The 25,780-nt window shown below is 59.7% G+C and carries 22 protein-coding genes; 3 read left to right on the top strand and 19 right to left on the bottom strand.

Features of this window, described 5'->3' with window-relative positions; all coding sequences use genetic code 11:
* The first annotated feature begins 262 nt into the window (after positions 1–262).
* Complete coding sequence (locus BTUS_RS01590; RefSeq protein ID WP_013074381.1) at positions 263–1,681, top strand: sigma-54 interaction domain-containing protein; 1,419 nt, start codon at positions 263–265, stop codon at positions 1,679–1,681.
* A 52-nt stretch (positions 1,682–1,733) separates the two neighbouring features.
* A complete protein-coding gene (locus BTUS_RS01585) occupies positions 1,734–3,305 on the top strand; it encodes a class I adenylate-forming enzyme family protein (protein ID WP_013074380.1) in 1,572 nt (523 codons plus the stop codon).
* A gap of 148 nt (positions 3,306–3,453) precedes the next feature.
* Here the strand turns inward: BTUS_RS01585 and lpdA are convergent, their stop codons facing one another.
* From lpdA to BTUS_RS01555, 6 genes are all read right to left on the bottom strand, one after another.
* Positions 3,454–4,863: a dihydrolipoyl dehydrogenase gene (lpdA, locus tag BTUS_RS01580; RefSeq protein ID WP_013074379.1), complete on the bottom strand. Its 1,410-nt coding sequence runs from the start codon at positions 4,861–4,863 to the stop codon at positions 3,454–3,456.
* 1 nt (position 4,864) lies between these two features.
* Positions 4,865–6,229: a dihydrolipoamide acetyltransferase family protein gene (locus tag BTUS_RS01575; protein ID WP_013074378.1), complete on the bottom strand. Its 1,365-nt coding sequence runs from the start codon at positions 6,227–6,229 to the stop codon at positions 4,865–4,867.
* Between the two features lie 18 nt (positions 6,230–6,247).
* The gene (locus BTUS_RS01570; RefSeq protein ID WP_013074377.1) at positions 6,248–7,228 is read right to left on the bottom strand and encodes an alpha-ketoacid dehydrogenase subunit beta; all 981 of its coding nucleotides are present in this window, start codon (positions 7,226–7,228) and stop codon (positions 6,248–6,250) included.
* A 2-nt stretch (positions 7,229–7,230) separates the two neighbouring features.
* Entirely contained in the window at positions 7,231–8,313 is a 1,083-nt protein-coding gene (gene pdhA / locus BTUS_RS01565) for a pyruvate dehydrogenase (acetyl-transferring) E1 component subunit alpha (RefSeq protein ID WP_013074376.1), read from the bottom strand.
* A gap of 351 nt (positions 8,314–8,664) precedes the next feature.
* The gene (locus BTUS_RS01560) at positions 8,665–8,865 is read right to left on the bottom strand and encodes a CDGSH iron-sulfur domain-containing protein (protein ID WP_013074375.1); all 201 of its coding nucleotides are present in this window, start codon (positions 8,863–8,865) and stop codon (positions 8,665–8,667) included.
* Between the two features lie 307 nt (positions 8,866–9,172).
* The gene (locus BTUS_RS01555; protein ID WP_013074374.1) at positions 9,173–9,973 is read right to left on the bottom strand and encodes a Cof-type HAD-IIB family hydrolase; all 801 of its coding nucleotides are present in this window, start codon (positions 9,971–9,973) and stop codon (positions 9,173–9,175) included.
* 137 nt (positions 9,974–10,110) lie between these two features.
* Here BTUS_RS01555 and BTUS_RS01550 point away from each other — a divergent pair, with 137 nt between their 5' ends.
* The gene (locus tag BTUS_RS01550) at positions 10,111–10,662 is read left to right on the top strand and encodes a DJ-1/PfpI family protein (RefSeq protein ID WP_013074373.1); all 552 of its coding nucleotides are present in this window, start codon (positions 10,111–10,113) and stop codon (positions 10,660–10,662) included.
* Positions 10,663–10,768: 106 nt separating this feature from the next.
* On the opposite strand, the gene BTUS_RS01545 is transcribed toward BTUS_RS01550, so the two are convergent.
* The 13 genes from BTUS_RS01545 to BTUS_RS01480 form a co-directional block, all read right to left on the bottom strand.
* The gene (locus BTUS_RS01545) at positions 10,769–12,058 is read right to left on the bottom strand and encodes a S8 family peptidase (protein ID WP_013074372.1); all 1,290 of its coding nucleotides are present in this window, start codon (positions 12,056–12,058) and stop codon (positions 10,769–10,771) included.
* Between the two features lie 202 nt (positions 12,059–12,260).
* Complete coding sequence (locus tag BTUS_RS01535; RefSeq protein WP_013074371.1) at positions 12,261–14,006, bottom strand: putative bifunctional diguanylate cyclase/phosphodiesterase; 1,746 nt, start codon at positions 14,004–14,006, stop codon at positions 12,261–12,263.
* An 86-nt stretch (positions 14,007–14,092) separates the two neighbouring features.
* Positions 14,093–14,383: a glutaredoxin family protein gene (locus BTUS_RS16595; protein WP_013074370.1), complete on the bottom strand. Its 291-nt coding sequence runs from the start codon at positions 14,381–14,383 to the stop codon at positions 14,093–14,095.
* Between the two features lie 3 nt (positions 14,384–14,386).
* The gene (locus BTUS_RS01525) at positions 14,387–14,755 is read right to left on the bottom strand and encodes a Lin0512 family protein (protein WP_013074369.1); all 369 of its coding nucleotides are present in this window, start codon (positions 14,753–14,755) and stop codon (positions 14,387–14,389) included.
* 242 nt (positions 14,756–14,997) lie between these two features.
* Entirely contained in the window at positions 14,998–16,320 is a 1,323-nt protein-coding gene (locus tag BTUS_RS01520) for a hemolysin family protein (protein ID WP_013074368.1), read from the bottom strand.
* A 237-nt stretch (positions 16,321–16,557) separates the two neighbouring features.
* The gene (locus tag BTUS_RS01515; RefSeq protein ID WP_013074367.1) at positions 16,558–18,249 is read right to left on the bottom strand and encodes a methyl-accepting chemotaxis protein; all 1,692 of its coding nucleotides are present in this window, start codon (positions 18,247–18,249) and stop codon (positions 16,558–16,560) included.
* A gap of 270 nt (positions 18,250–18,519) precedes the next feature.
* A complete protein-coding gene (locus BTUS_RS01510; protein WP_013074365.1) occupies positions 18,520–19,317 on the bottom strand; it encodes an enoyl-CoA hydratase-related protein in 798 nt (265 codons plus the stop codon).
* 65 nt (positions 19,318–19,382) lie between these two features.
* Positions 19,383–19,598 (bottom strand): acetyl-CoA carboxylase biotin carboxyl carrier protein subunit, encoded by a 216-nt coding sequence (locus tag BTUS_RS01505; RefSeq protein ID WP_013074364.1) that lies wholly within the window; start codon positions 19,596–19,598, stop codon positions 19,383–19,385.
* A 65-nt stretch (positions 19,599–19,663) separates the two neighbouring features.
* Complete coding sequence (locus BTUS_RS01500; protein ID WP_052300693.1) at positions 19,664–21,034, bottom strand: acetyl-CoA carboxylase biotin carboxylase subunit; 1,371 nt, start codon at positions 21,032–21,034, stop codon at positions 19,664–19,666.
* A gap of 163 nt (positions 21,035–21,197) precedes the next feature.
* Positions 21,198–21,488 carry a DUF4872 domain-containing protein gene (locus BTUS_RS01495; protein ID WP_169307925.1) on the bottom strand — a complete coding sequence of 97 codons (291 nt, stop codon included), beginning with the start codon at positions 21,486–21,488 and terminating at the stop codon, positions 21,198–21,200.
* Positions 21,488–23,620, bottom strand: coding sequence for a sigma-54-dependent Fis family transcriptional regulator (locus BTUS_RS01490; protein ID WP_013074362.1), 2,133 nt, complete (start codon positions 23,618–23,620; stop codon positions 21,488–21,490). The genes BTUS_RS01495 and BTUS_RS01490 overlap by 1 nt, the downstream gene beginning before the upstream one ends.
* Positions 23,621–23,801: 181 nt before the next feature.
* Entirely contained in the window at positions 23,802–25,235 is a 1,434-nt protein-coding gene (locus tag BTUS_RS01485) for a hypothetical protein (RefSeq protein WP_013074361.1), read from the bottom strand.
* Positions 25,195–25,752, bottom strand: a complete 558-nt coding sequence (locus BTUS_RS01480; protein WP_013074360.1) for a sigma-70 family RNA polymerase sigma factor — start codon at positions 25,750–25,752, stop codon at positions 25,195–25,197. The genes BTUS_RS01485 and BTUS_RS01480 overlap by 41 nt, the downstream gene beginning before the upstream one ends.
* Between the last annotated feature and the right edge of the window lie 28 nt (positions 25,753–25,780).

Genomic DNA, 25,780 nt, shown 5'->3' with positions numbered 1-25,780 from the left:
TAATGTGATTTGGAAGTCTACAGAGTGCAGCGGAAATTTTCCCCCGGTCCGCAATTGTCTCCAATGAAGCTGATAAACGCAAAGATCATGCCAAACCTTTGGGCATCCAGAACAGCACAATCGCCTATCGGCATAGGCAATTCTGCGTATGCATGATTGGCAATCGTGCGCAGGAATGCTACAATCATGTGTAGAATTCGTGATAATTACGATCATTCCACCCCCGCCCCCGCGGCGATTTCACTGATGAGGAGGAACCCCCTTGGCCCCGTCCGTTCATCGTACCTTGGATGACCATTCCGGGCTTCTGTTGCACCAATTGATCGACAACGCCTATGACGGAATCTATATTACAGACAACATCGGCAACCCGCTGTATTTCAACGAAGCGTTCCTTCGCATTTCCGGGATTCCTGTCGACGCCGCCCGGCGTCTATCGGTGTGGGAACTGTTGGACCAACATTTTCTTCCGAATTCCTGTGTGGCCGAGGTCATCCGTCGAAATCAACCCCACAACACGATCATCCACTATTACAGTGGAATCGAGGCGATTGTCACCGGTATCCCGGTATATGACACAGAAGGGGCTTTGCTGTACGTGGTGGCCAGTGTCCGGGACATCACTGAACTCAACCGCCTGCGCCGGGAAGTGGAGGCGATGCGCACCCAAGCCGAACTGCGGGCACCCCTCCGGGTGCAACTGATCGGTGATAAGGCTGACGAGGCCCTGGTGTATCGCAGCGCGGTGATGGAGAAAATCCTCACTTTCGCCGCCCGGGCGGCCACCGTCGATTCGCCGGTGATGATTCTGGGCGAATCCGGGGTCGGCAAAGACGTGTTGGCGAAATACATCCACGCCCAAGGGGAAAATGGGCAGGAGCGCCCTTTCGTCAAGATCAACTGTGGGGCAATCCCGGCGGAATTGCTCGAATCCGAACTTTTTGGATATGAAGGAGGGGCTTTTACCGGGGCAAATCGCCGGGGAAAGGCGGGCATGTTTGAGCTTGCCCATCGGGGGACGATTTTTCTCGATGAAATCGGCGAGATGCCCCTGGCCCTGCAGGTTAAGCTCCTGGCGGTTTTGCAGGATCGCCAGGTGCAACGGATCGGTTCAACCCGACCCACGCCTTTGGATGTACGGGTCATCACCGCGACGAACGCCGACATCAAAGACCTGTTGGCAAAAAAAGCATTTCGACAAGATTTGTTCTACCGCCTGAACGTACTCACCGTCACGGTCCCTCCCCTGCGGGATCGGCGGGAAGATATCCCCGCGCTCATCGCCTATTTTCTCGGCGAGTACAATCGCAAATTCGGTCTGAACCGGTATCTCGCTCCCGAGGCTTTGCAGGCTCTTCTCGACTACTCCTGGCCGGGAAACATCCGTCAACTCCGCAATGTTATGGAACGATTGGTGGTACTTTCCGAAGACGATCGGATTGGGGTCGAGGCGCTGCCCGGCGAGATCACCCGTGGCGATCCCTCGGCTCCCGGCCAGGTGCAAGAGCGACTCCACCCGCCCACAGATGACCGGTTGACGCTGCGAGAGGCGGTTGCGCAGTTCGAAAGGCGGTATCTTCAAGAACAACTTATAAAGCACAGGACCTTGCGGGAATGTGCCACGGCTTTGGGGATTGACGTAGCCACCCTGGTGCGCAAGAAAAAACGGTACGGGCTGTGATCCGTCCGGATTGGCACGAAGATTGCTTAAAGATCTCCCGGAGGGATCAACCATGGACATTGCTGGTTACCGCACGTTGAACACCGTATGGGCACATTGGGTGGATCGCCAACCCGATAAACCATTTCTGTTGTATGAAGACCCGAGTCAAGAATTGGAGACCTTCACTTACGGAGAAATGGAATCCCGGATCGCGCGAATGGCCGGTCTCTTTCGTGAACTGGGCGTGAGTCGGGGGACCATCGTCAACCTCCACATGAACAATTCGCCGATTTTTTATATGGCCTGGCTTGGAGCGGCTCGACTCGGCGCCGCCTTGCTGTGCACGAACCCACTGTCCAGTGTCGACGAATTGAGGTACCTGCTCAACCACAGCGGCGCAGTGCTTTCCATCACCGACCGACACTCCGCGGAAGCCATCGGGGAAGCTGCGGAAGCATGCCCGGACTTGCACCATATTCTCGTCGCCGCCGAGCCCGGCGAGCCGTTGCCGTCACAACGTATGTTGCCCCTGTCCGCCTCGCTCGCCGGAGCCCCGGATGCACGGATCCACGAGACTGGAGATTCGGAGATGATGGCGGGCATTTTATACACGTCGGGCACCACATCGAAACCAAAAGGCGTGATCATCACCCACGCCAACTACATCTACGCCGGGGAGACGATGGCCCGAGGGGTGCGGTTGGGGCCCGACGATCGACAACTGGCCGTGTTGCCGCTGTTTCACGGCAATGCCCAGTATTATTCCACCATGTCGGCCCTGGTGGTCGGAGCGAGCATTGGGCTGACGGCCAGATTCAGCGCCTCTCGGTATTTTAAACAAGCCATTCGACTCAGGGCGACGGTCGGCAGTTTGTTCGCAGCCCCGATCCGCATGATCCTCCGGCAACCCTATGATCCTGAAGACCGGAACCATTCCCTGAGAGCCGTGTGGTTCGCCCAGTCCGTCACCCGGGAGGAACTCCGCCTGTTCTCGGAACGATATGGCGACATCCTGCTGCAACTGTACGGAATGACCGAAACGATGGGCACCCCCCTCATGAACCCTCTGGATGGAGATCGGCGCAACGAAACGATCGGATTGCCCACTCTCGGATACGAAGTGCGGGTGGTGGACGACGCCGGGCGGGATTGCCCCGTCGGCATCCCTGGGCAGATCATCGTCAGAGGTACTCCGGGTCGGAGCATTATGAAAGGGTACTACAAGAATGAGGAGGCTACCCGGGAGACGATCCGGGACGGATGGCTGTACACCGGGGACGTGGCAAAAATCGATGCAGAGGGGTATTTTCACTTCGTCGACCGGATCAAAGACATGGTGAAACGGGCCGGGGAGAATGTGGCCGCCGGAGAGGTGGAGGCGGTGCTGCTGCAGCATCCGGATGTCGCCGATGCAGCGGTGATCGGAGTGCCGGATCCCATTCGCGATGAAAAAATCGTCGCCTACCTGATCCCGCGATCGCCGGAGCATGCGCCGGCAGAAGATCTCATCGAGTACTGTCGCCAGCGGCTGGCACGATTCAAGGTGCCCGAAGAGATCCTGTTCGTGGAGGAGCTTCCCCGCACCTCCGTGGGCAAGATTCAGAAGCACATCCTTCGGCAATGGTACAAGGAGGGCCCTTGAGCAAACAGGCGCCGCAGGCCGCCCGAAACGCCGGGTTCGGCCGTGCCGGCGCCTTGTTCGCCAGCGCGCAGCAATAAAGAAGACATGCCCAGGACTCGCGGTCAGGGCCGTGATCTCTTCACCGCTGCTGCCTCTCAGGCCCACTATCTTAGCGCGGAGCGATGTGCACCGGCCGGCCCAGGCCGACCTCCGCCGCTTCCATCATCACCTCGCCCAAAGTCGGGTGGGCGTGGATTGTAAGCGCGACGTCCTCCAGGGTGGCACCCATCTCAATCGCCAAAGCCGCTTCGGCGATAAGGTCTGAAGCTTCCGGGCCGACGATCTGTGCGCCAAGCAACTCTCCACTGGATTTGTCCGCCACCAGTTTGACGAAACCCTCAGCATCTGTTAAGGAGAGGGCGCGCCCATTGGCCGCGAAGGGGAATCTCCCCGTCACCACGTCGAGCCCCTTCTCCTTTGCCTCGGACTCGCTCAACCCCACCACCGCGATCTCCGGATCGGAGAAGACCACGGCGGGAATGACCCTGTAATCCACTTCACTGGCCTCTCCGGCAGCCGCTTCGGCGGCCACTTTGCCTTCATAAGACGCTTTATGAGCCAGGGCCGGCCCCGGCACCACGTCACCGACGGCAAAGATGTGCCCCACGCTGGTGCGCCCTTGTTTGTCGACTTGAATCAGCCCTTTTTCTGTGCGCACTCCAGCCATGTCCAGCCCGAGATCTTCCGTATTGGGCCTGCGGCCTACAGTGACCAGTACATAGTCCGCCTCGTACCGCTGCTCTTCACCCTTCACGGAAGCCGTGACCGTCACACCGTCAGCGGTTTCCTCCACACCCTTGGCCATGGCGGAGGTCACCACGGTGACATTCAGTTTTTTGAGCCGGCGTTCCACCAGCCGCAAAACCTCTTTTTCAAAGGTCGGAAGGATCGATTCGGTCCCCTCCAGCACCGTCACCTGCGTCCCAAATTTAGCAAAGACGGTACCGAGTTCGATCCCTATGTACCCTCCACCAATGACCAAAAGCCGCCTGGGAATCTCCTGCAAGGACAGCGCCTCCGTGGAAGAAATCACGCGGCCTCCGAAGGGCAGGTCTTTGAGCTCAATGGGCCGGGATCCGGTGGCGATGATGCATTGGTTAAAGCGATAACGATTCGCCTCATAGCCGTTGATCACCCTCGCCTCCCGGTCGTTGGCAAAAAGAGCTTCTCCTTTGATGACTTCTACCTTGTTGGCCTTCATTAAACTCGCCACGCCACCGGTGAGCTTGTCGACCACGCCTTGCTTCCAGGTCTGCACTTTCGCAAAATCCACTCGGACATCCCCGGCCTGGATGCCGATCTCGTCCAGCTTTTTTACATCCTCATACCGGTGGGCGGCGGCGATCAGCGCCTTGGACGGAATACAGCCGACGTTCAGGCACACCCCACCCAGCTTGTCCCGCTCAACGAGCGTCACCTTTTTCCCGAGTTGGGCGGCCCGAATGGCGGCCACGTATCCCCCCGGGCCTCCGCCAATGATCAACAGGTCCACCTCGGTGGTAAATTCCCCGACGACCATGTTACACCTCCAGGGTTAAAAGATCGGGATCTTCCAGCAGCCGTTTCACATCGTTGACATAACGCTGGGCTTCGGCGCCGTCCACCAAGCGATGGTCAAAACTGAGGGACAACGCCATGACCGGAGCGACAGCCACGTGGCCGTTTCGCACCACCGGTCTGTCGGTGATCCGCCCGACCCCCAGGATGGCGACCTCCGGATAATTAATGATCGGCGTAAAGAACAGGCCGCCCTCGACCCCGATGTTGGTGATGGAGAAGGTTCCCCCCTTCATCTCCGGAGATGTCAACTTCCCGGTCCTGGCCTTCTCGGCCAACTCCCGGATCTCCGCCGCCAACATCCACACGTTCTTGCGATCGGCCTCTTTCACCACCGGCACCAGCAGTCCCCGCTCCGTATCGGTGGCGATGCCGATATTATAATATTTCTTGTAGACGATTTCACCTTTCTCCTCGTCGATGGACGCATTGAGGGTGGGATGCAGACGCAACCCTGCGATGGCCGCCTTAACGATAAAGGGCAAGTAGGTGAGTTTCACTCCGCGCTCGGCGGCCAAAGGTTTGGCTTTGTCGCGAAGAGCCACCAGCCGCGTCACATCCACCTCGTCCATCACCGTGACGTGAGGGGCAGTATAGGCCGATTTCACCATGGCTTGGGCAATGACTTTGCGGATGCCGGCCAAAGGAACCCGCTCTTCCAAACCCGCAGCCTCGCTCATTGGAATGGCACGTTCCTGGGCGGTTGGCTCGTCCATTCTTTCTGCTTTCTCCGCCTCGGGCCCCGCCGCCGCCCGCAGCACATCCTCCCGGGTGATGCGGCCATTCTTTCCCGTACCCCGCACCCGGGCCAGATCCACGCCCTTCTCCCGGGCAAACTTCCGCACGGCGGGCGTGGCGAGGATCATCGCCGCACCCGACGGCTCCGCTCCATCCGGGGTCGCTCCGGCTGGCTCCGCGGTCCAGTCCTCACCGCGCCCATCTGAACCTTTCCCGGACGTCGGTGCCACCGCAGCCTGAACTTGACCCGTTCCAGACAGCGCCTGGCCATCCGCACGCCCACCCGCGGCCGAAGGCCCATCTGTCTGCTGAGCCCCAGCGGCTTTTGTTGCCCCCTCAGGCAGGGCCCCTTCAGTTTCCAGGACCACCAGGGGATCTCCCACCACCGCCGTGGTTCCCGCCTGGACCTTCACTTCTTTGACCTTGCCTTTGACCGGGCTGGGGATTTCCACCACGGCTTTGTCGTTTTGGACCTCACACAGCGGCTGGTCTTCATCGACCTCATCGCCGGGATTGACCAGCCACCGGACGATCTCCCCCTCGTGGATGCCTTCCCCGATGTCGGGCAGACGAAACACGAAATCCGCCACGGTTTTCCCCTCCTCGCCTTAGAAATCGAGCACGTCTTCGATGGCTTTCACGACCCGCCCCACTGTGGGCAACCACTGATCCTCGATCGCGGCAAAGGGGTATACCGTATCCGGGGAGGTCACCCGAATCACCGGCGCCTCGAGATGCAAGATCGCCCGTTCATTAATTTGCGCCGCCACTTCTGCCGCCACCCCGGCCTTGCGCTGGGCCTCCTGAACCACCACGGCGCGATTCGTCTTCTTCACCGACTCCACCACCGTCTCGATATCGATGGGGCTCACGGTCCGCAGATCGATCACTTCCACCTGGGCACCCCGGGATTCTGCCACCTTGTCCGCCGCTGTTAAAGAGGTCTGAACCATGGCACCGTAAGTGATCACGGTGACGTCTTTCCCCGGACGCACCACGGCCGCTTTCCCCAAGGGCACCGTGTAATCCCCTTCCGGGACCTCTTGGCGAAAAGACCGATACAACTTCATGTGCTCGAGAAAAATCACCGGGTCATCGTCTCGAATGGCCGAGATGAGGAGTCCCTTCGCGTCGTAAGGATTCGATGGAATGACGACTTTGAGTCCGGGAGTCTGGGCAAATAGCCCTTCGAGGCTGTCGGCGTGAAGCTCGGGCGTCTTAACGCCTCCGCCAAAAGGGGAACGGAACACAATGGGAGCGTGATACCGTCCCCCTGACCGATACCGAAGCCGGGCAGCCTGGGAGGCCACTGCATCAAAGGCTTCAAATACAAAGCCAAAAAACTGGATTTCCGCAACGGGCCGAAACCCCTGAACGGCCAAGCCCACCGCAAGACCCCCGATCCCCGATTCTGCCAGGGGAGTGTCAAAGACCCGCTGTTCCCCAAACTGCTCCTGAAGGCCCGCCGTCGCCCGGAATACACCGCCGTTAACCCCGACATCCTCGCCAAACACCAAAACCTTTGGATCCCGGGCCAACTCCAACCGCATCGCATCCGTGATCGCCTGGATCATCGTCATCTGTGCCATGATTACCTTCCCTCCCCCGCCGCAAACAACGCCTTTTGCTCCTTCAGCTCCGGCGGAAGCTCCGCATACATCGCGTCGATCAGATCCCCCACCGTCTGCTTGGACATGTATTCATCCGCCTTCTTTAACGCGTCGGCGATGGTCTGCTTGGTTTCCTCGATGGCCGCCTCTTCCTCCTGCTCGCTCCACAACCCCTTGCCCTGAAGGAAGGCCCGGAAACGAATGAGCGGATCCTGGCGCTCCCATTCCCCGAGTTCTTCGTTCGTCCGATAGCGGGTGGGATCGTCTCCGGCCATCGTGTGCGGACCGTACCGATAGGTCAGGGACTCGATCATCACCGGCCCTTCCCCGGCCCTGGCCCGGTCGGCCGCCTCTTTCGTCACCCGGTACACCGCCAAGGGGTCCATTCCGTCCACCTGGACCCCGGAGATCCCGGCGGCGACCGATTTTTGCACCAACGTCTTGGCCGCCGTCTGCTTGGACACCGGCACCGAGATCGCGTAGCGGTTGTTTTGGGAAAAGAAGATCGCCGGCACCTTGAACACCCCGGCAAAATTCATTCCTTCATAAAAATCTCCCTGGGACGTGGCCCCGTCACCAAAATAAGCGATGGCCACCCGGCGCTCGCCCCGCAGCTTGATCCCCAGCGCCACCCCGGCGAGCTGGGTGCACTGGGCCGCAATAATGATCTGCGGCATCAGGGCAGAAACGTCCTCCGGGATCTGCCCCCCATGGATATGGCCCCGGGAGTACAAAAACGCCTGATAAAGCGGCAGTCCGTGAAAGACCAACTGCGGAATATCCCGGTAGCTCGGAAGGAGAAAATCATCTTTATTCAAGGCGTAATGACTGGCGAGCATCGAGGCTTCCTGGCCGGCCACGGGAGCATAAAAGCCGAGCCGCCCCTGGCGATTCAACGCGATGGCCCGCTGGTCCCACACCCGGGTGAACACCATCCGATGCATCAATTCCCGCAACTGGTCATCGGACAAATCCGGCATCAACTCCGGATTCACCACTGTACCGTCCTCCGCCAAGATTCGCACCGGTTCATAAGGCGTGCGCTCGTCCAAAAGTACGCCCATTTCCCCCACCCCTTCTTCCCTTCACGGCTGTGTTATATACAACCTCAAATCTGTTATAGTATAGGCTCCCTTGTCGGAAAGATACGAACCAAACGGACGATCGGGCAATAAATCCCCTTACTCACGGCATTTTTGTAGTATCTACTGTAGTATACCTTCAGGGAAAAGTCAACGATTCCACAACCTGTTTCGATCTATGTTCCATTCTGTATTACTAACTGTGACAGTTTTGTGGACCTGTTATGATGCAGCAGCCCATACAAAAAGCCGCGGAGAAAAGGAGATCTTCGCCTTTCCCCACGGCCCCCTATCTTTTCACGGTCTAGCCTTCCAGCAACTCGGCCCCTCTCTTCACTTCGCCCGGCTTTGATCCTGGAACTCCACCGTGCGATGGGTACCGTCGCAAAAGGGTTTCTTCCCGGATTGTCCGCATCGGCACAGAGCAAAGGAATCCTCCACTTCGAAAGCTTGCCCTTGCGCGTCCACCAACTCCACGGGACCCGTCACCACCAAAGGCCCGTTATCCCGCAGACGGATCCTCACCTCCGCCATCGTCATCCCCCTTTCCGACCGTTGCCAATTACCATACGTACAGCATACATTGTGACGTGTCCAGTTGTGGGCTCCAGCCGAAATCAAAAGGACTTGAGAATTTTCATGTTTCTATGATACTCTCGGCCTATGGCCAAGTCAAACGAGAGATTCGAGGAGGTTGACCCCGGGCACCTTTTGGTGATCTTTCCGCCCAAGTCGGCCATTTCCACGTATCCGTTATCCGGCAATATGTTCAGAGACAGAGATCTGAATGACGCGCCTTATCCTCTTCCCGAGGGAAGAAGATGAGGCGCGTTTTTTCTGATCATTCCGCCCGGGGCCAGGCTTCGGCAGGCTCCTGCGCCAGATTCGACCGAACGAAGTTCCAGATGGCGTCCTCCTCCGGTCGTCCGATCACCACGTCCGCCACTTCCTGGGCCGCGGGCAGGCCGCCGCCCATCGCGACGCCCAACCCCGCCGCCCGCAACATTTGGATATCATTATCCGCATCCCCGAAAGTGACCACCTCGTCCCAAGACATGCCCAATTCTGCGATCAGAGCCGCGATCCCTTCCGCTTTATGCACGCCAGCGGCATTCACATCGTAAGACCCCGGAAACCAGCGGCGAAAAGTCAGATCCGGGTACGCCTCGGCATACCGGCGAACCTCATCTTCGGGGCAGAACAGATTGATTTGATACACGGGTTCCCCCTGGTAGTTCCGAAACAAGCTGGGAAAGGGGACGCGCAGGTGGTGATACGCGCGGAGAAAATACGCATCTTCCGGTTTATTGACCGCAGTGAACTCTTTCCCGTGCAGCACCAGGGCATGATCTGCATCCTCGACATCGCCGAGGATGCGCAGGATCCTTTCGGGGTGGATCGGGCGGTGCGCTAGGATCCGGCCCTGCCGCAGCGCCAAGCCCCCGTTGTTCAGAACCGCCATGTCGATGCCCAATTGTTTCATCACCGCCTCGGTATGGGCATAGGACCGCCCCGTCGCAATCCCAACCGCGACCCCTTGCTCCCGGAGGCGATTGACCGCCCACTTGACCGATTCCGGCAGCCGCATATCCCTGGTCAGCAGAGTTCCGTCTACATCGAAGAACACGGCCCGAAAGCGCACTGCTCATCTCCTCCTCTGACACCATTGTACCGGCCGCCGGCGCATCTAATCCAAAAAGTGTGTAAAGAACGCCTCAGATTTCTGTGCACACCCAAACTCATGATACAATGAAACCAAATGGGAGAGGGGGGTCATCCGTGACAAAAAAGGTACTGATCACTGCCGGCGATGCGGTAGAAGCTCTGGAAATTTATTACCCGTATTATCGGCTGCTCGAAGAGAACATCGAGGCTGTGATCGCCGCCCCGTCGGCTAAAACCTTGCACACCGTGGTTCACGATTTCGAGAGTTGGGAAACCTACACAGAAAAACCCGGGTATCAGATTCAGGCCCAGCTATCCTTTGAGGAAGTAAAGCCCGAGGAGTACGACGGCCTGATCATCCCCGGGGGGAGGGCTCCCGAGTACATCCGCCTTAACCCAGCACTGCCGGGCATCGTTCGCCATTTCTTTGAAACGGGCAAACCGGTGGGAGCCATCTGCCATGCCGCCCAGGTCTTGGAAACGGTCGCGGACCTCCTTAAGAATCGTTCGATGACGGCGTACATCGCCTGCCGGCCCTCGGTGGAGGCCATGGGGGCCCGATATGTGACGGAAACCCTCCATGTGGATGGAAACCTGGTTTCAGGACATGCCTGGCCCGATCTCCCGGGCTTTATGCGAGAATTTCTCAAGCTTCTCGGGCGATAACATAGAGGCGGTCCCTTCGGAGCCGCAGGCCACCCGTGTTTCCTGCATAAAAAATCGGGCCCCCAAGCCCGATTTTTTATGCCTTCACTCTAAGCCATTCCTCGCTTTATAGAAGCCCGCCCACCTGGACTTCACCCCTGCCCTGGGCATTGGGATCTTCACCGAGGTCAAAGGCGTTGTCCATCAGGGCCGCTTTGACCTCGACCGGCGTCATGGCCGGGTTTTTCTGCAGAAGCTGTGCGATCGTGCCCGCCACGATCGGTGTTGCCATACTCGTCCCCGACAGGCGAAAATACCAATCCCCCACCCGGGCGCTTTTCATCATTTTATCGAGGAAAGACCCAGGAGCCCGCAGGGAGATGATCCCAACCCCCGGAGCGGCGATGTCAGGCTTCGTCACGCCCTCGCTCGTCGGCCCGCGGCTGGAGAAGGAAGCCACCACATCATCGTTTTGTGGTACGGTTCGCCGATCATCCACCGCGCCCACGGTAATGACCCGGGGACTGTCCCCGGGCGAGCTGATGGTTCCTGACCCCGGCCCTTCGTTTCCCGCCGCCACCGCCACGGCGATCCCGCTATTCCAAGCTGCCTCCACCGCCTGAACCACCGGGTCCTGGGAAGGCGGTCCGGCCGGGGGGCTGCCGAGAGACATCGAGAGCACGCGAATGCCGAAGGCGTCCCGGTTTTGCACCACCCAGTCGATCCCCTGGATCACGGTGGAGAGACTGCCGGCACCCTGGGCGTTGAGCACCTTCACCCCCACCAATGAGGCTTCCGGTGCCGGGCCCCGATAGCGGCCCCCGGACTGCCCGCCGTTAGCCGCCACATCCCCCGCACAGTGAGTTCCATGGCCATTGTCGTCGTACGGTTCGGTCCGGCCATTTACAAAATCTCGGAACCCGACAATGCGATTCACAGGTTGGGTGAGGTCCGGGTGCGGGTAAATCCCGGTGTCGAGCACCGCCACGGTGACACCCCGACCGGTGAATCCGTCCTGTTGTCCCGCGGCCGCCCCCACGGCGGGCGTGGCCACATCGAGCAGCGCCCGGACCGGGCGGTCGTAAGTGATGCGCACCACCGATTCCTGCTCTAACAGCCGCCGGATGTCCGCAATCGAAAGGCGGGCGGCCACGCCGTTGCAGATGGGCAGTTCGCGATGGATCCGCCGCCGGTCGATGCGGCCCGCCCGACAGACGGAATTGGTCAGTCCCTCCTCGGGGATCTCCTTGAGTTGGACGATGACCGGGACCTTGATCAAGCGGTGCAGCAACCCTTGGGCCAGGTTTTGCAGGAAACAGGGCACCCTCCGCAAGGGCCGATGGGCCTGGATCAGCTGCCGGCGAGCGAGCACGTCCAGTTTCCCGGCGTACTGATGGACCCAGTTCAGCAATTGCATCTTGTTGTCCCCCCTTCACCCGACAACCTATGGGGAAAAAGGGGAACGGTGTGGACGAGGGTCCTGCCTGTTTCAAATTTGGCGAACATACCTGGGCAACGCGGTACGGGCGGGGAAATCGATTCGCGGGTCCTGGCGCGCGGGATTCGATCATCTCATCGTGAAAAAAGGCCCCGTCGAAGAATGACGGGACCAGGTCTGATCATGCCGGCTGATCGAGAATCTCCGGGATCGGCATCGGCCTGCCGATGTGAAAACCCTGGGCATAAGTCACACCGTACTCTTGGAGGATCTCCACCGTCTTCTCATCTTCTACGAACTCCGCCACCGTTTGAATCCCCAATTCCCGCATGGAGACGGTCAACCCCTTCACCAGGGATTGATCGACCCGGCTATGAGCGAGATCCTGGATGAACACGCCGTCGATCTTCAGCACATCGAGTGGAAGATATTTCAGCGAGTACAGTGACGAAAATCCTATTCCAAAATCATCCAGAGCGAATCGAAATCCCATCGCCCGCACTTGGTGAATAAAATCCCGCGCCCGGACGTAATCCTCTATAGCCGCTGTTTCCGTGATTTCAAAAAGCAGTCGGGATGCCTCCACCCGACTGCGGCTGAGTTGTCCGGATAACCAAGTGGGAAATGAGGAGTCTGTGAAAATTTTTGCAGATAGATTTACGTGAAAACAAATGTCAGAACGGTGCCGGCACATCTGTTCCAACAGCCGGATCGCTTCTTTCACGACCCATAGATCGATTCGGTGAATAAGATCCGTTTTTTCCGCCACGCCCAGAAACGCTTTGGGGCTGATGAGTTCGCCGTTGTCGCCCCGCATCCGGAGCAACAACTCGTACCGGGAAACGGATCCGGACCGGAGTTCCCGGATCGGCTGGGCGTACAGCAACAGCCCGTCCCCTTCGAGCGCCTCCCGAATTCGCGTCATCCACAGGAGCTCTTGGGTGGTGGCCACTTCTTCCAGCTGGAAGGGGTCATACACGTGCACATGGGCACCGGTCCGTTTTGCGGTGTACATGGCCGTGTCCGCCCTGGCCAACAGCTGTTCCACCGTCGATCCGGAGGTGGGAAACTCGGCGATCCCGATACTGGCCGTCATGATCACCCGCCGTCCATCCAACAGGACCCGATGGCGGCGAAAGACCCGCTCAATGGCCGCTCCCAACACCTTGGCCTCTTCAATTGTGGCTTCCGGCAGGAACAAAGCGAACTCATCGCCGCCGATTCGGCCTAAAAACCCGCGCCCCTCCACAACCCCGCGCAGAGACCCGATCAATTCGCCCAGCAGTTTGTCTCCGGCTCGATGTCCCAAGTTGTCATTGATCGCCTTAAAATTGTCAAAATCGATAAAGAGTAAGGTCCCCCGGGCCGTCCGATTCAAGATATCCGCCAGCTTTTCCTGAAATCGCCGGCGGTTGTAAACGCCGGTCAATGAGTCATAGTCCGCGGAGCGACGCAACCGCTCCTCCAGGCGCTTTCGTTCCAGGACACTCTCAATGACCCGGCGAACCATGGTCAAAAGTTCACTGTCAGGGCCAAAGGAAGGTTCTCCGTCGGCGAAAAGGAGATTCATCACCCCGACGGAATGCCCATCCACCGAGAGAGGGATGCAAGCGTGGATCCAAGGCCTCCCTTTCTCATCTTTATGCTGCGTACAGGTTATAAAGGTGGCGGTTGCGGGGGGCAAAGCTTCGCTTTCGGCACAACACGGACATCCGCCGTGCTCCATCTCGGCACCCCCGTCTTCCGACCCCTGGCCCTCAGGCATGTCCACCCCAGCCACTCGTTCACAGACACCGCCCGGCATCCGAAGGGTGATCCACCCTCTCTTCGCCTGGGTTAATCGACAAATAACCGCCAATAATGTGGGCAACTCATCGCCGAATTCCAGGCGCGAATCGAATCCGAAGGTCTCGTTCTCTCTGTTCACCCGCACCCCTCCCCCTCGGCCCGCCCCGGTCCTCACAGCGATCGGCCTACATTCGGGCAACGCCCCCAGCAACCGCCAGGACGCTGTCAGTTGTCCTCCTTGTCCTCAATCCAACCATTCTTGATGAGCGCCAAGGTAAAACGTCCCGGATCATAGCCCGTTACGTAGTCCTGTCCGACGCGCAACGTCGGGGCGGCCATCATGCCGGTTCGACTCAACAGCTCCTCCACGACCCCCGGCGTGTATACGGGAACCTCTTCGAAAGGGATCCCGAGGCGATTCAGGAATTCCCGGGCGAATCGACATTTGCCGCAAAAACTGCTGGTATACAAGGTGACCTGAGGACGTTCATCCTTTGCGGCAACACTGTAAGACATTGTTCAAACTCCCTCCTCAAAGCCGACTTCGACTGCAGCCACGACAATATAGGCTAAATCATTGCGATCACCCTGCTCGGTCAACATCACACCGCTCGTCGTCGCCAGCCCGCCGGGTACCACTTGGATTTCAACGTGTCCATATGGAAATTCCGCTCGAACGCGCTCCGTATCTACTTGAGGTGAATCCATCGGAACGCCCAATTTCACCCGAACGATCATGTCCCGGAGGTCACCGGAAGGAATCATCCCCCGGAGTCCAGGCATGGAATTCCGATGAATCGCATCCCGCACCGCCCGAATGGAGGCAGTGGTGATATCCTGTCCGTGCAGATCCACACCCATCCCGTACTGAATGAAAATCACTTTCACACCCCGCACCTCCCCGGGATCGGTCCGCGCCTCCAAGGACGCATCCGTTATATTTTATCACAGAAACAATGCGAAGGATGTTCCCTGGGCCAGCGCTTCGCTCCCCGACTCTCGACAGAATTGTGTCCGGACAACAAGATCACGGCAAAACCCCCGATGCCGCCTCAACTTCGGCGGAATCGGGGGTGCACGCATGGAAAGCAGAAGAAACCGCCAACCGCCTTGGCCGGCCTCCTCTCTGCCTACCCTTCGACTTGGGATTGAACCGGAATTTGCTGAATCCGCAACCGGTTCACCCGGAGGTTGTCAACTTCCGTTATCTCAAGGACATACTCGTCTACCGTCACCGATTTCCCCACCTGGGGATTCCCTTCCAACTGAGCGGCCACCCAGCCTCCAATTGAATCCACTTCGGAATCGTCAATTTCCAGGCCGAACATGTCGTTAATATCCTCCACCAACACGCGGCCGTCCACATAGGTCACATCGCCCACCGTTTCCACTGGAGGCCGCTCCTCATCGAACTCGTCCTGGATCTCTCCGACGATCTCCTCCAGAATGTCTTCCAAAGAAATCAACCCCGCCGTACCCCCGTACTCATCCACCACCACGGCGATCTGGCCGCGATGTTTTTGCATCAGCCGAAGCACCCGGCTGATCTCCATCGACTCCGGCACCCGGAGCACCTCGCGGATGATACCATGCAGATCCTTTTGTCCCGCTTGCAGCCCCTGGACGTACAGGTCTGAGACGTGGATAAAGCCCACAATGTGGTCCTTGTCCTCCACCGCCACCGGATAACGAGTGTGCCGGTTTTCCCGGGCGATTTCAAAATTCTCTTCCACTGAACGGTCGAGGTACAAGCAGACCATATCCGTCCTCGGCACCATGATCTCCCGGGCCACGCGATCGGAGAAATGGAAAATGTTGTCCATGAGAGCTTTCTCCGTGCTGTCGATCAGTCCGCTTCGATGGCTTTCCGACAGCAAGAGCAACAACTCCTCCTCCGAGTACGCCGCCTGGTGCCCGGAGACGACGGGTTCGATCCCGATCCAGCGCAGGAGCAGGTTAGCAAAAGAGTTGAGCACCCAGATGGCGGGATACATAATCTTGTAGAAATAGGCAAGGGGAAGAGCGGTCCACAACGCCGTTGGCTCCGCCAGTCGTATGGCGAGGGACTTGGGGGCCAACTCTCCTAACACGATGTGCAATAACGTGATGAGGGAAAACGCGACGGCGAAAGCGACCGTGTGCACGATCGACTCCGACAATCCGGTAAGAGCAAACAAAGGGCGCAACAGACTCGCCACCGCCGGTTCACCCAACCAGCCGAGCCCCAGGGACGCCAGCGTAATTCCCAGTTGTGTCGCCGACAAATACGCATCCAGTTTGGAGACCACCCGTTGGGCGAAACGAGCCCGCAAGTGTCCCTCCGCTGCCAACTGCTGCAACCGCGTTGAGCGGACTTTTACCAGTGCAAATTCCGCCGCCACAAAGAAGGCGTTCACCAATACCAGGCCGAAAACTGCCAGAATCTTGATGAACAAACTACCAGGTGTGTCCAATGATCATCCCCATCCTGGGGAGGCCACCTCGCTCTATCAAAAAGTTTGGCGCCCTGAGCTCTGACAATCCATGAGCTCGCACACCCGTTTTCTTACTAATTAATTATAAATGTCCGTCAAGAATTCCGTCAAACCCCGTGCAGCCTCAGCCGGGGAAGCATGGCGGGATCAGGACCGCTCCGGGCCCTCTCATGGCCCCGCCATCCTCCCAGCGTGCCCGTGATCACCCGTAACCGGTCAGAATTTGAATCGATGAATCATCTCCTGCAATTCCTGGGCCATCCGGCTGAGAGACTGGGCGGCGCTCGAAACCTGTTCCATCGCGGCCAATTGTTCCTCCGAGGCTTCCGCCGCCCGGGAAGTTGTCTCCATCGCCCCTTCGGCAATCTTGGCCATGTGGCTCACCGTTGCGGAAATCTCTTGGGCTCCGGCGGAGAGTTCCTCGGTGGCGGCGGAGATCTCTTGAATTTGGTCGGCCACCCGCCGCACCGCTGTTAAGATGTGTTCGAATTCCCGCCCCGCCTCTTGAACGGCTTCCATGCCCGAGCGTACTTCCCGGGTCACCGTGTCCATAGCTTCCACCGAATGACCGGTGTCCGCCTGAATCGACTCAATGAGCCGGGCGATCTCGTCCGCCGAGCCCTTTGACTGCTCCGCCAACTTCCGGACCTCGTCCGCCACCACCACAAACCCTCGACCGTGTTCCCCGGCCCGGGCCGCTTCAATGGCGGCGTTGAGCGCCAACAGATTGGTTTGGGCCGCGATTCCCGAGATCACTTCGACAATTTGGCCAATCTGTTTTGACCGTTCATTCAACAATGCAATGGCCTTGGCCGACTCCTGAACCGACCGCCCAATGGCATCCATCTGGCGAACGGCGCCCTGCACCCGCTCGTTCCCCGCCTCGGACCGGGACGCCGTCTCCAAAGAGGACTCCGAGACGAGGGTGGCCGATTCCGCGATGCGCTGGGTGCCCACCGCCATTTCGCTCACCGCCGTGGCGCTCTCTTCCGATTGTCTCACCTGGGCCTGGGAGCCGCCCGCCACCTGCTGAATTTTTTCCGCAATGTGATGGGTGAGAGCCACCGTCTGCTCGGAACTGGCGAACAGCTGCTGGGAGGCGGCCGCCACCTGTTCGGCGGTGTGGCTCACTTTTTTGATCAGGGCCCGAAGACTGCTCACCATGCCATTCAGGCTGGCCACCAACACCCCGAGCTCATCCTTCGACCTGTGGCTGATCTCCTCGACCTCCAAATCGCCTTCCGCCACCCGCCGGGCCACCGCCGTCGCTTGAACCAAGGGCTTGGCCATGCGGTCCGCCACCCACCATGAAGCCGCGATCGCCACCGCCAGTCCCGCAATTCCAAAAAGCAATACTTTTAGCTGAAAATCCCTCTCCAGCTGGTGGTAAAGATCCATGGGAAGGCTCACGCCAAGCATCCCAATCGTTTGCCCCCGGGCGTCCTTGAGCGGCTCATAGGCGGTGGCCTGACGCTGTCCCAATACGTCCGCGTAACCCGTGAAGGATTGATTTCCCTGAAGAACGGCCTGCACCACCTCTGGAGCCGCCTTCGTTCCGGTTGCCGGAGCTCCCCCGGCGGATTTGGCACTGGTGACAACCCGGGTATCGCCCTGAAACAGTGTGACGACGTCACCCGTCGCCCCGGCCACCTGATCCACCACCGCGCTGGCGCCCGCCACCGGCCGTTCACCCTTATACAATTGCCCATCTCGTATTGACCATTCGCCGGGGAGCCGAGCATCGAGCAAAACACGAACCATTTTCAAATCGGAGGTCAGTTTTTGGGTTGACGATTGCGCCACCTCGGTGGACATCATCAACGACGCAAATGTACCCATCGCCGCCGTACCCAGAATAATCACCAACGAGAACAGCCCTAACACCTTGCCTTTAATCCCGATCGCCATCACCCATCCCCCATTCCCGGTGGTCCCGGGCAACCTCACGCCCCACAGGGCCGTATGCCCGCAGCATGGACCACCGGGCCGCGTCGCTTTTCCTCTGCACCAAGCTAGGATTCGTCAAGGGTTTCCTCTTGCCCTGTTTGGATTCGCCACCCTTCGACCCAAGCCCGGGCCCCGGCAGGACTGTACCCGGCGCGAAAAAACCCCGGCCCTGGGCCGAGGTCTCCATGATTGCCTCTCATGGACATGCCCGCTGAAACCAAAGCCATCTCCTCACTCCCCCCGAAAGCGGGGTGGGCGTTTCTCCTTAAAGGCCTCCAGCGCTTCCACCCGGTCCCGGGTCGGGATCAGCACCTCGTAGGCCGACGACTCGATCTCCAGCCCGGTCGCGAGACTGGCGTCGAGACCCCGGTCAATGGCGAATTTGGCCTGGGCAACGGCCAAGGGCCCGTTCTCGGCGATCTCCTTGGCCAGTCGCCGGGCCTCAGCCACCGGATCGGATCCGAACCCGGTGAGAATCCCCAGATCGTAGGCTTCCGGGGCCCGAATCCTCCTGGCTGTAAAAATCAATTCCTTGGCCCGCATGGGACCGATCAACCGCGGCAGCCGCTGAGTGCCCCCGGCCCCGGGAATGATCGCCAGACTCGTCTCAGTGAGTCCCATGACCGTTTCCTCTGCCGCAAAGCGAAAATCGCACGCGAGGGCCAATTCAAACCCTCCGCCGAAAGCATACCCGTGAATCGCTGCGATGGTGGGTTGGGGCAAATGCTCCACCGCTGTAAACACGTCGCGGATTTTGCGGACATTTCGCCGAACCTGCCACTCATCCAGGGTACGCCTCTCCTTAAGATCGGCCCCGACACAAAATGCACGCCCTTTGCCGGTAAAGATCACCGCCCGGATATCTCTCCGCCCCCGCAGATCTTCAACGATATCACCAAGACAGACCAGGGTTTCAAAATTCAGGGCGTTCATGGCCTCCGGTCGATTCAAGGCGACGATCGCCACCGGGCCGTCGGTCTCCAGCAAAACTGGATCGCTGCTTTCATTGTCGCGATTCTCTTCTGCCACCGCCGTCTCCCCCTCGACTCCCGCTCATCTTCCCGCCGCACTTCTGGCCCGCATCGGGCTAAGTTTTATGGCTCAAGGCGAACCAGGGTTTCCTCTTCTTGCACGAATTCGCCCTCGCCCTTGCACACTTCCACCACTTTACCCCCGGATTCGGCCGTAACTGGAATTTCCATTTTCATCGATTCCAGAATCACAACATCCTGGCCTGCTTCCACCACATCTCCGGGCTTAACCAAAATCTTCCACACCGTGCCGCCCATACTCGCTTTGACTTCGGCCACTCGGGATTCGCCCCCCTTTTGTAGACTGCACACCAACGGTCGGACACAACTGAGATGAAACCCCCTCACGCCTTGCCGTTTTGCATCTTTTGGACAAGTCCCGTATCATAGCTTCCCCGCCGAAACTCCGTGTTCCGCATCACCTCCAACAGGAATGGAAGATTCGTTTTAATGCCCTCAATCCTGGTTTCGGACAGGGCTCGTTCCATGCGTGCCAGGGCCTCCTCCCGGGTGGACCCGTGGGCGATGATCTTGGCGATCATCGGGTCGTAAAACGGCGTCACAGCAGACCCTTTCTCCACCCCGGTATCCACCCTCACCGCCTCGGGCCACGCCAAGGCGGTAACGGTGCCCGGGGAAGGCAGAAAACGGACGGGGTCTTCCGCGTACACCCGGCATTCCACCGCCGCTCCCCGCCGGGCGGGCGTCTCCAGAACGGGCAACCTTTCTCCGGCGGCGATCCGGATCTGCCACTCCACCAAATCCAGCCCTGTGATCAGTTCCGTCACCGGATGTTCGACTTGCAGCCGGGTGTTCATCTCCAAGAAATAGAAGTTGCCCTTCGCATCAAAGAGGAATTCCATGGTGCCCAAGTTGCGGTAGCCGATGGCCGTGGCCCCCCGCAGGGCCGCCGCCGTCAGGCGCTCCCGCATCGCGTCGTTCAAGAATGGGGACGGACTTTCTTCCACCACTTTTTGGTGTCGGCGCTGAACCGAACACTCCCGTTCGAATAGGTGAACCGCATTCCCGTGGGCGTCGACCGCCACCTGGACCTCAATATGCCGGGGCCCCTCCACCCACTTTTCCAGAAATAACGCTCCGTCCCCAAAAAAATTTACCGCACGGGCTCGGGTGGACTCAAAGGTTTTTTTCAGTTCTTCCGGTGTCTCCACCCGGCTCATCCCGATTCCGCCCCCGCCGGCGCTGGCTTTGACCATCAGCGGATATCCGATCCCTTCTGCAGCCTCCATCGCTTCTTCCAAAGTGTCCACCGGACGTTCGGTACCTGGCACCACGGGCACACCCGCCGCCTGCATCCGCCGTCTCGCTTCGATTTTGCTGCCCATGGCCCGGATGACCTCCGGAGAAGGGCCGATAAACACCAGCCCCTCTCTCTCGCACCGTTCTGCAAAATCCCCGTTTTCCGATAAAAATCCATAACCCGGGTGGACGGCTTCCGCCCCGGTTTCTTTGGCGGCCCGGATGACGGCGTCCATATTGAGATAGCTCTGGGCAGCGGGAGGGGGGCCAATTTGCACGGCCTCATCGGCCTCTCGAACGTGAACCGCACCCTTGTCCGCCTCGGAGTACACGGCCACCGTTTGGATCCCCATGGTCCGGCAGGTTCTAAAGATCCGCCGGGCAATTTCCCCGCGGTTCGCGACGAGAATTTTACGAAAGGTCACAGTGCCAAGCCTCCTCCTTCGATCGCGCATCACCTGTTCGAAATCCTGTACACTTGTTTATTTATCATACGAGCCGTCCTGTGAACAACCGCAGCCGGATGCCGGTGGCCCGGCCTTCGCCCCGGGGTTCGGAAGACACTTCTGGACGTGCCCGGGAGAATTCCTAAGCAAGAATCGTGCCAATTCAGGCCGATCACAGTCCCGGGACAAAGCGGCAATACAGATCCTGAAAAAACCGGCGCTCCTGATCCAACAGCTCCCGGGCCAAGACCGCCGCAGCGGCGAGCTCCGGCTGTTGACCTTCGCTGATCGGCCGCGACTCCTTGCCCAACCCCCGCCATCCGTCGGCGATGCGCTCCATTCGCCGTAACGCCGCAAGCTCCCGAAGTTCCTCCACACCGAAGCGCGACTGGGCCTCGGAGAGAAACCGCGCGTACATCACCCGGAAGGCACCGCCCCCGGCGCCCCGGCGCTCGATCTCCATCATGTTGCGCCAAGGCGAAAACGAACTTCCTCTTCAATCCTGTATTTTCGCAGTTTATGATACAAGGTCGACCGGCTGATTCCGAGGATTTGAGCGGCCCGGGTGCGATTTCCGCCCGCTTCTTCCAGGGCGCCCAGCACCCACTCCTTCTCCCACGCTTCGCGACTGCGGCCCCGGGTTCTGGGCCCTTCGGCCCCGGCCGATTCCGGACTACGGGAAGTTTGCGAATTTACGCCCCGCATCTCTTTGGGGAGATCTGCCACGTCGATCATATCCGACACCCCGAGGTTCATCGCCCGCTCCAGGACATTTTCCAACTGCCGGACATTCCCCGGCCAGGAGTAGGCCCTGAGCCGCTCCAAAGCCTCCGGGGACACGCCCTTCACTTGCCGTTTGAGCTTGGCATTCAATTTTTGAATCAGGGCCTGACATAAAAGCGGCAGATCCCCCAGCCGGTCTCGAAGCGGCGGAATCTTCAAATGAACGACATGAATGCGATAGTACAAGTCCTCCCGGAACAACCCGTTTCGTACCATCTCTTCCAGATCCCGATGGGTTGCGGCGATGATCCGGACGTCCACCTGTCGAGGGCGGACATCCCCCACCCGCTCAAACACCTGCTCCTGCAAGAAACGCAGCAACTTGCTCTGCAGGGCGAAGGGCATGTCCCCGATCTCGTCCAAGAACAGGGTGCCGCGGTCGGCCAATTCAAACTTTCCCGGTTTTCCGCCCCGGCGCGCCCCGGTGAATGCGCCTTCCACATAACCGAAGAATTCCGACTCCAAGAGTTCCGCCGGCACCGCGGCGCAATTGACAGCCACAAAAGCCCCGGGACGTCCGGACTCTTGGTGGATCGCCCGGGCAAAAAGTTCTTTCCCGGTTCCGCTCTCCCCGGTGATCAGCACGGTGGAAGTGGTGCTGGCCGCGAGATGGGCCTCGCGTTTGAGCGCTTCCATAGCCGTGTCCCGGCCGACAATGGCGTCAAAAGCCGAAGAGGATCGATGGGACCGCTGCCACTCACCTCGGTAGTAATGGACCTCCCGCTCCAACTGTTCGAGCCGGCGGAAAAGATCCCGCCATTCGTCCAGGCGGCGCCAGATCACCTTGATGATCGCCCCGACGCATTTTCCCGAGCGTTCGATGGGTTCTTGGGTGATCAAACACGGCTTGCCCCGGAGCGTGTACACCTGCCCTTCCACTTCCCGCCCTTCCAGGACTCGTTGAAGGGAGACATCGGGAACCGCCTTCCTCCACGGCTGACCCACCAAACTCTCCCGGTCGGCGTCGAGGATCTCGGCCAGGGCGTCGTTGGCCACGGTAATCCGGCCCTCCGGGTCCACCACGGCAATCCCATCATAGGACAAGGCCACGGCGTGCTGCAGGGTGTGCTGAAGATTTTTTGTCGTTTCCAATTCCTCAGCAATGGCCTCCAACGTGGTGATATCTCGAATCACCGCCATCGCGCCCACCGCACCCTGGTTCCCCCCGATGGGGGACACCGACGTCAAGGTCACCGTATCGCCAATTTCCAACCGTCCGGCCGGAAGGGAAAGCGAGCGTTCCACTGCATCCGCCACCACCCCAGCCAACTCGGGCAACCATTTGGCCACCGGGGTGCCGGAGACCACATCTTTATCCACGTGAAAAAGGGCTTCCGCCGCCCGGTTCATCGCCTGAACCCGCTGTTCCCGGTCGATGAAGACCACCGCTTCCTGCAGGTGATCCAGCAGAACTGTCACTTGCCGGGCGCGCATCTCCGCGTCAAGCAAAAAGCCGCGGATAATGTCCGATTTGCCCATCACCCCACAGACCTGCCCCTCCCGGTCCACCACCACGCCGTGACCCACCCCACTGTGAAGAAGGGTGTCCTTGGCCGACTCAAGGGAGTCCTCCATGCGCAGGACCACCACGTCCCGACGCACCAAGGGCCCGACCGGTGAATCCAAACCCGCGCCGGCCAGTAAAGCGCGATAAAGGGCGTACTTGCTGACAATGCCGTTCAGATGGCCGCGATCGTTCAGGACACAGGCGATATCCAGGCGGTTACGCAAAAACGCTCTCATCACGTCCGCCAAGGTGTCACCCGGGGCCAAAATTGCCGCACCCGGTGTATAACAATCGCCGACCTTCACAGGTTCACCTCCCGGCGAAACGTCCGAATGTTGTACATGTGTTCATATTGTACAACTGTTTTTAGCATACAAGAACCCGTCCCCGGCGTAAAGGGGGCCACCAGGCCCCCTTTTTTCCTGCCGAGAGATTACCGCAGTACCATAACCGGAGCGTCCGAGGCATAAACGCCCCGTCCCGGGTTCATGGGGATACAGGAATCTCCGCCAACACTCGTCCCGCGTCATCCACCACCCGGATCGATTGTGTAACCGGCGCCCAGTAGTTGCTCCAGATGACACTTTCGGCTCCTTCACCGTGGGGGGTTTTCGTCACGGCCACCACCAACGTTCCCCGTTCAAAGGTGACATCCGCCACCATCGCACCCGCCACGTAAAGTCGACTGCCTGTATGGTCCTCCCCCGCCCAAGCTCCGGGGTGAACCCCGTGGGAAGCGAGCCACTGCCGGTCGGCGGTTACCCCTTGGGACAGGCGAACGGCGAGAGCCGGGGGGGAGAAGAGCGCCGGCGGCCCGGGCTGCCGGGACAGATCCTTCCACTCCTCGACAAAAGGCACCTTCATCCGGGGTGCGGACGAAGGGGGCACCGGGCGCATCGACCGGGCCACGCTCAGGACCTCCGACACCGAAGACCCGGATACGGAGTACCACACCTTGCCACCGTAGGTCCAATTCACTTCAACGGTGGAGCGGTTGCCCAAATCGAGCACCTGAATCGTGCCCTGGGCCGCGCCAGGAGCCACCGGCGCCCCCGAGGCCAGATCTTTAGCCAAACGGCTGGCTTCCGTAACCGCCACATCCTCGGGGCCGCCCCGAAATAAACCAGCCGTTACGTAGGTCCATCCTCCGTCCTTCCATGTGACGACATCTCCTCCGGTATCTTTCAACACCAAACGCCGGGCCGGAAAACCGCCATCCAAAACCACCGGATCCACGGCGGCCAGCCGGTCTCTTACCGTGTCGAGAAAGGTCGTCGGGGCCGCATCCCGCCTCGCGCCTCCAAAGGACACCAGCCGGTTGGCTTCAGAAATCGGGGTTGAATCCGGTTCCCCCCCGTTTAACCACCCCGCCTCCACCAAGTAACCGCTCCCCAGAATTTGGTCCGTCACCTTCACCCGCCCTTCGTTCCCGGTCAATCCCGGGACGGCGGGTCTCGGCACCACTCCTGGAAGAACCACCGGGACGGGGCTCCGGCTCACCACATCCCGGGCCACCGGCAGAACCGCCGGGTCAATGGCCGCGCGGGGCTGGGGAGGGGCGATATCCACGGCTGCCGTGGTCGCCGCCGGCTCACTGTTCACCCGCTCCTCAGTTTGGTGAGCGCCCCCCGCGCCGGCCGGAGGAGTTGCTACGGACTCAACGGCCGGCCGGCCCACATCCCGGTCGAACGGCTGTCTGAGCATGGAGAGCGTCGCCGCCCCCACCCCGGCCAATGCGAGCAAGACGCTCGCCACCCCCAGCAGCCACCGGGCCGCCCATCGCGAACGCCGTCTGTTGCGCGCTTCTGCCCGGGCCAACGTCCGCTCTATGAGATCCTCAGACACTCCCCACCCGCGAAACAGCGTTTTACGGGCATCCTCAGCCATCTGTTCCAGCTTCCGCGTGAGATCGTCGTTCATCCGCCGATCCCTCCTCGCGCAACATGTCTTTCAACCGCCGCCGGGCCCGGTGCAACCTCACCCGCACTGCACCGGGATCGATGCGGAGAACCTGGGCAATCTCGTTCGTTTTGAGTTCGCAGTAGTAATGGTAGATCAACACCTCGCGATCCATGAGGGGAAGACGGAACACAAAGTCCAACAGCCTGCGGCGCTCCAAAGACGCCACCGCCTCCTGCTCGGCAGAGGCGGTCATCTCCTGGGGCAGATTTTCGTCACCGGGCAAAAGGACCCTCTTGTACACCCAGGACCGAAACCGGTCACGGCACAGATTTGCTGTGATCCGCAGGATCCAAGTTTTGGCCGCCCCTTCATCTCGCAGTTTATCCATCTCTGAATACACGCGCAGAAACGTGTCTTGAAACACATCCTCCGCCATATGCCGGTCTCGGACGTAAAAATACGCCAGGTGCAACACCGCCTCCCCGTATTCCCGCATCCATCGGACCAATTGTTCCCGGCGTTCTTCCTCGTCCACAGGTTCCGCCCTCCCCGCTGAGGCCGCC

Origin of the sequence: Kyrpidia tusciae DSM 2912, assembly GCF_000092905.1 — a bacterium.
Taxonomy (GTDB): domain Bacteria; phylum Bacillota; class Bacilli; order Kyrpidiales; family Kyrpidiaceae; genus Kyrpidia; species Kyrpidia tusciae.
This window is presented reverse-complemented; position numbering and strand designations above follow the sequence as displayed.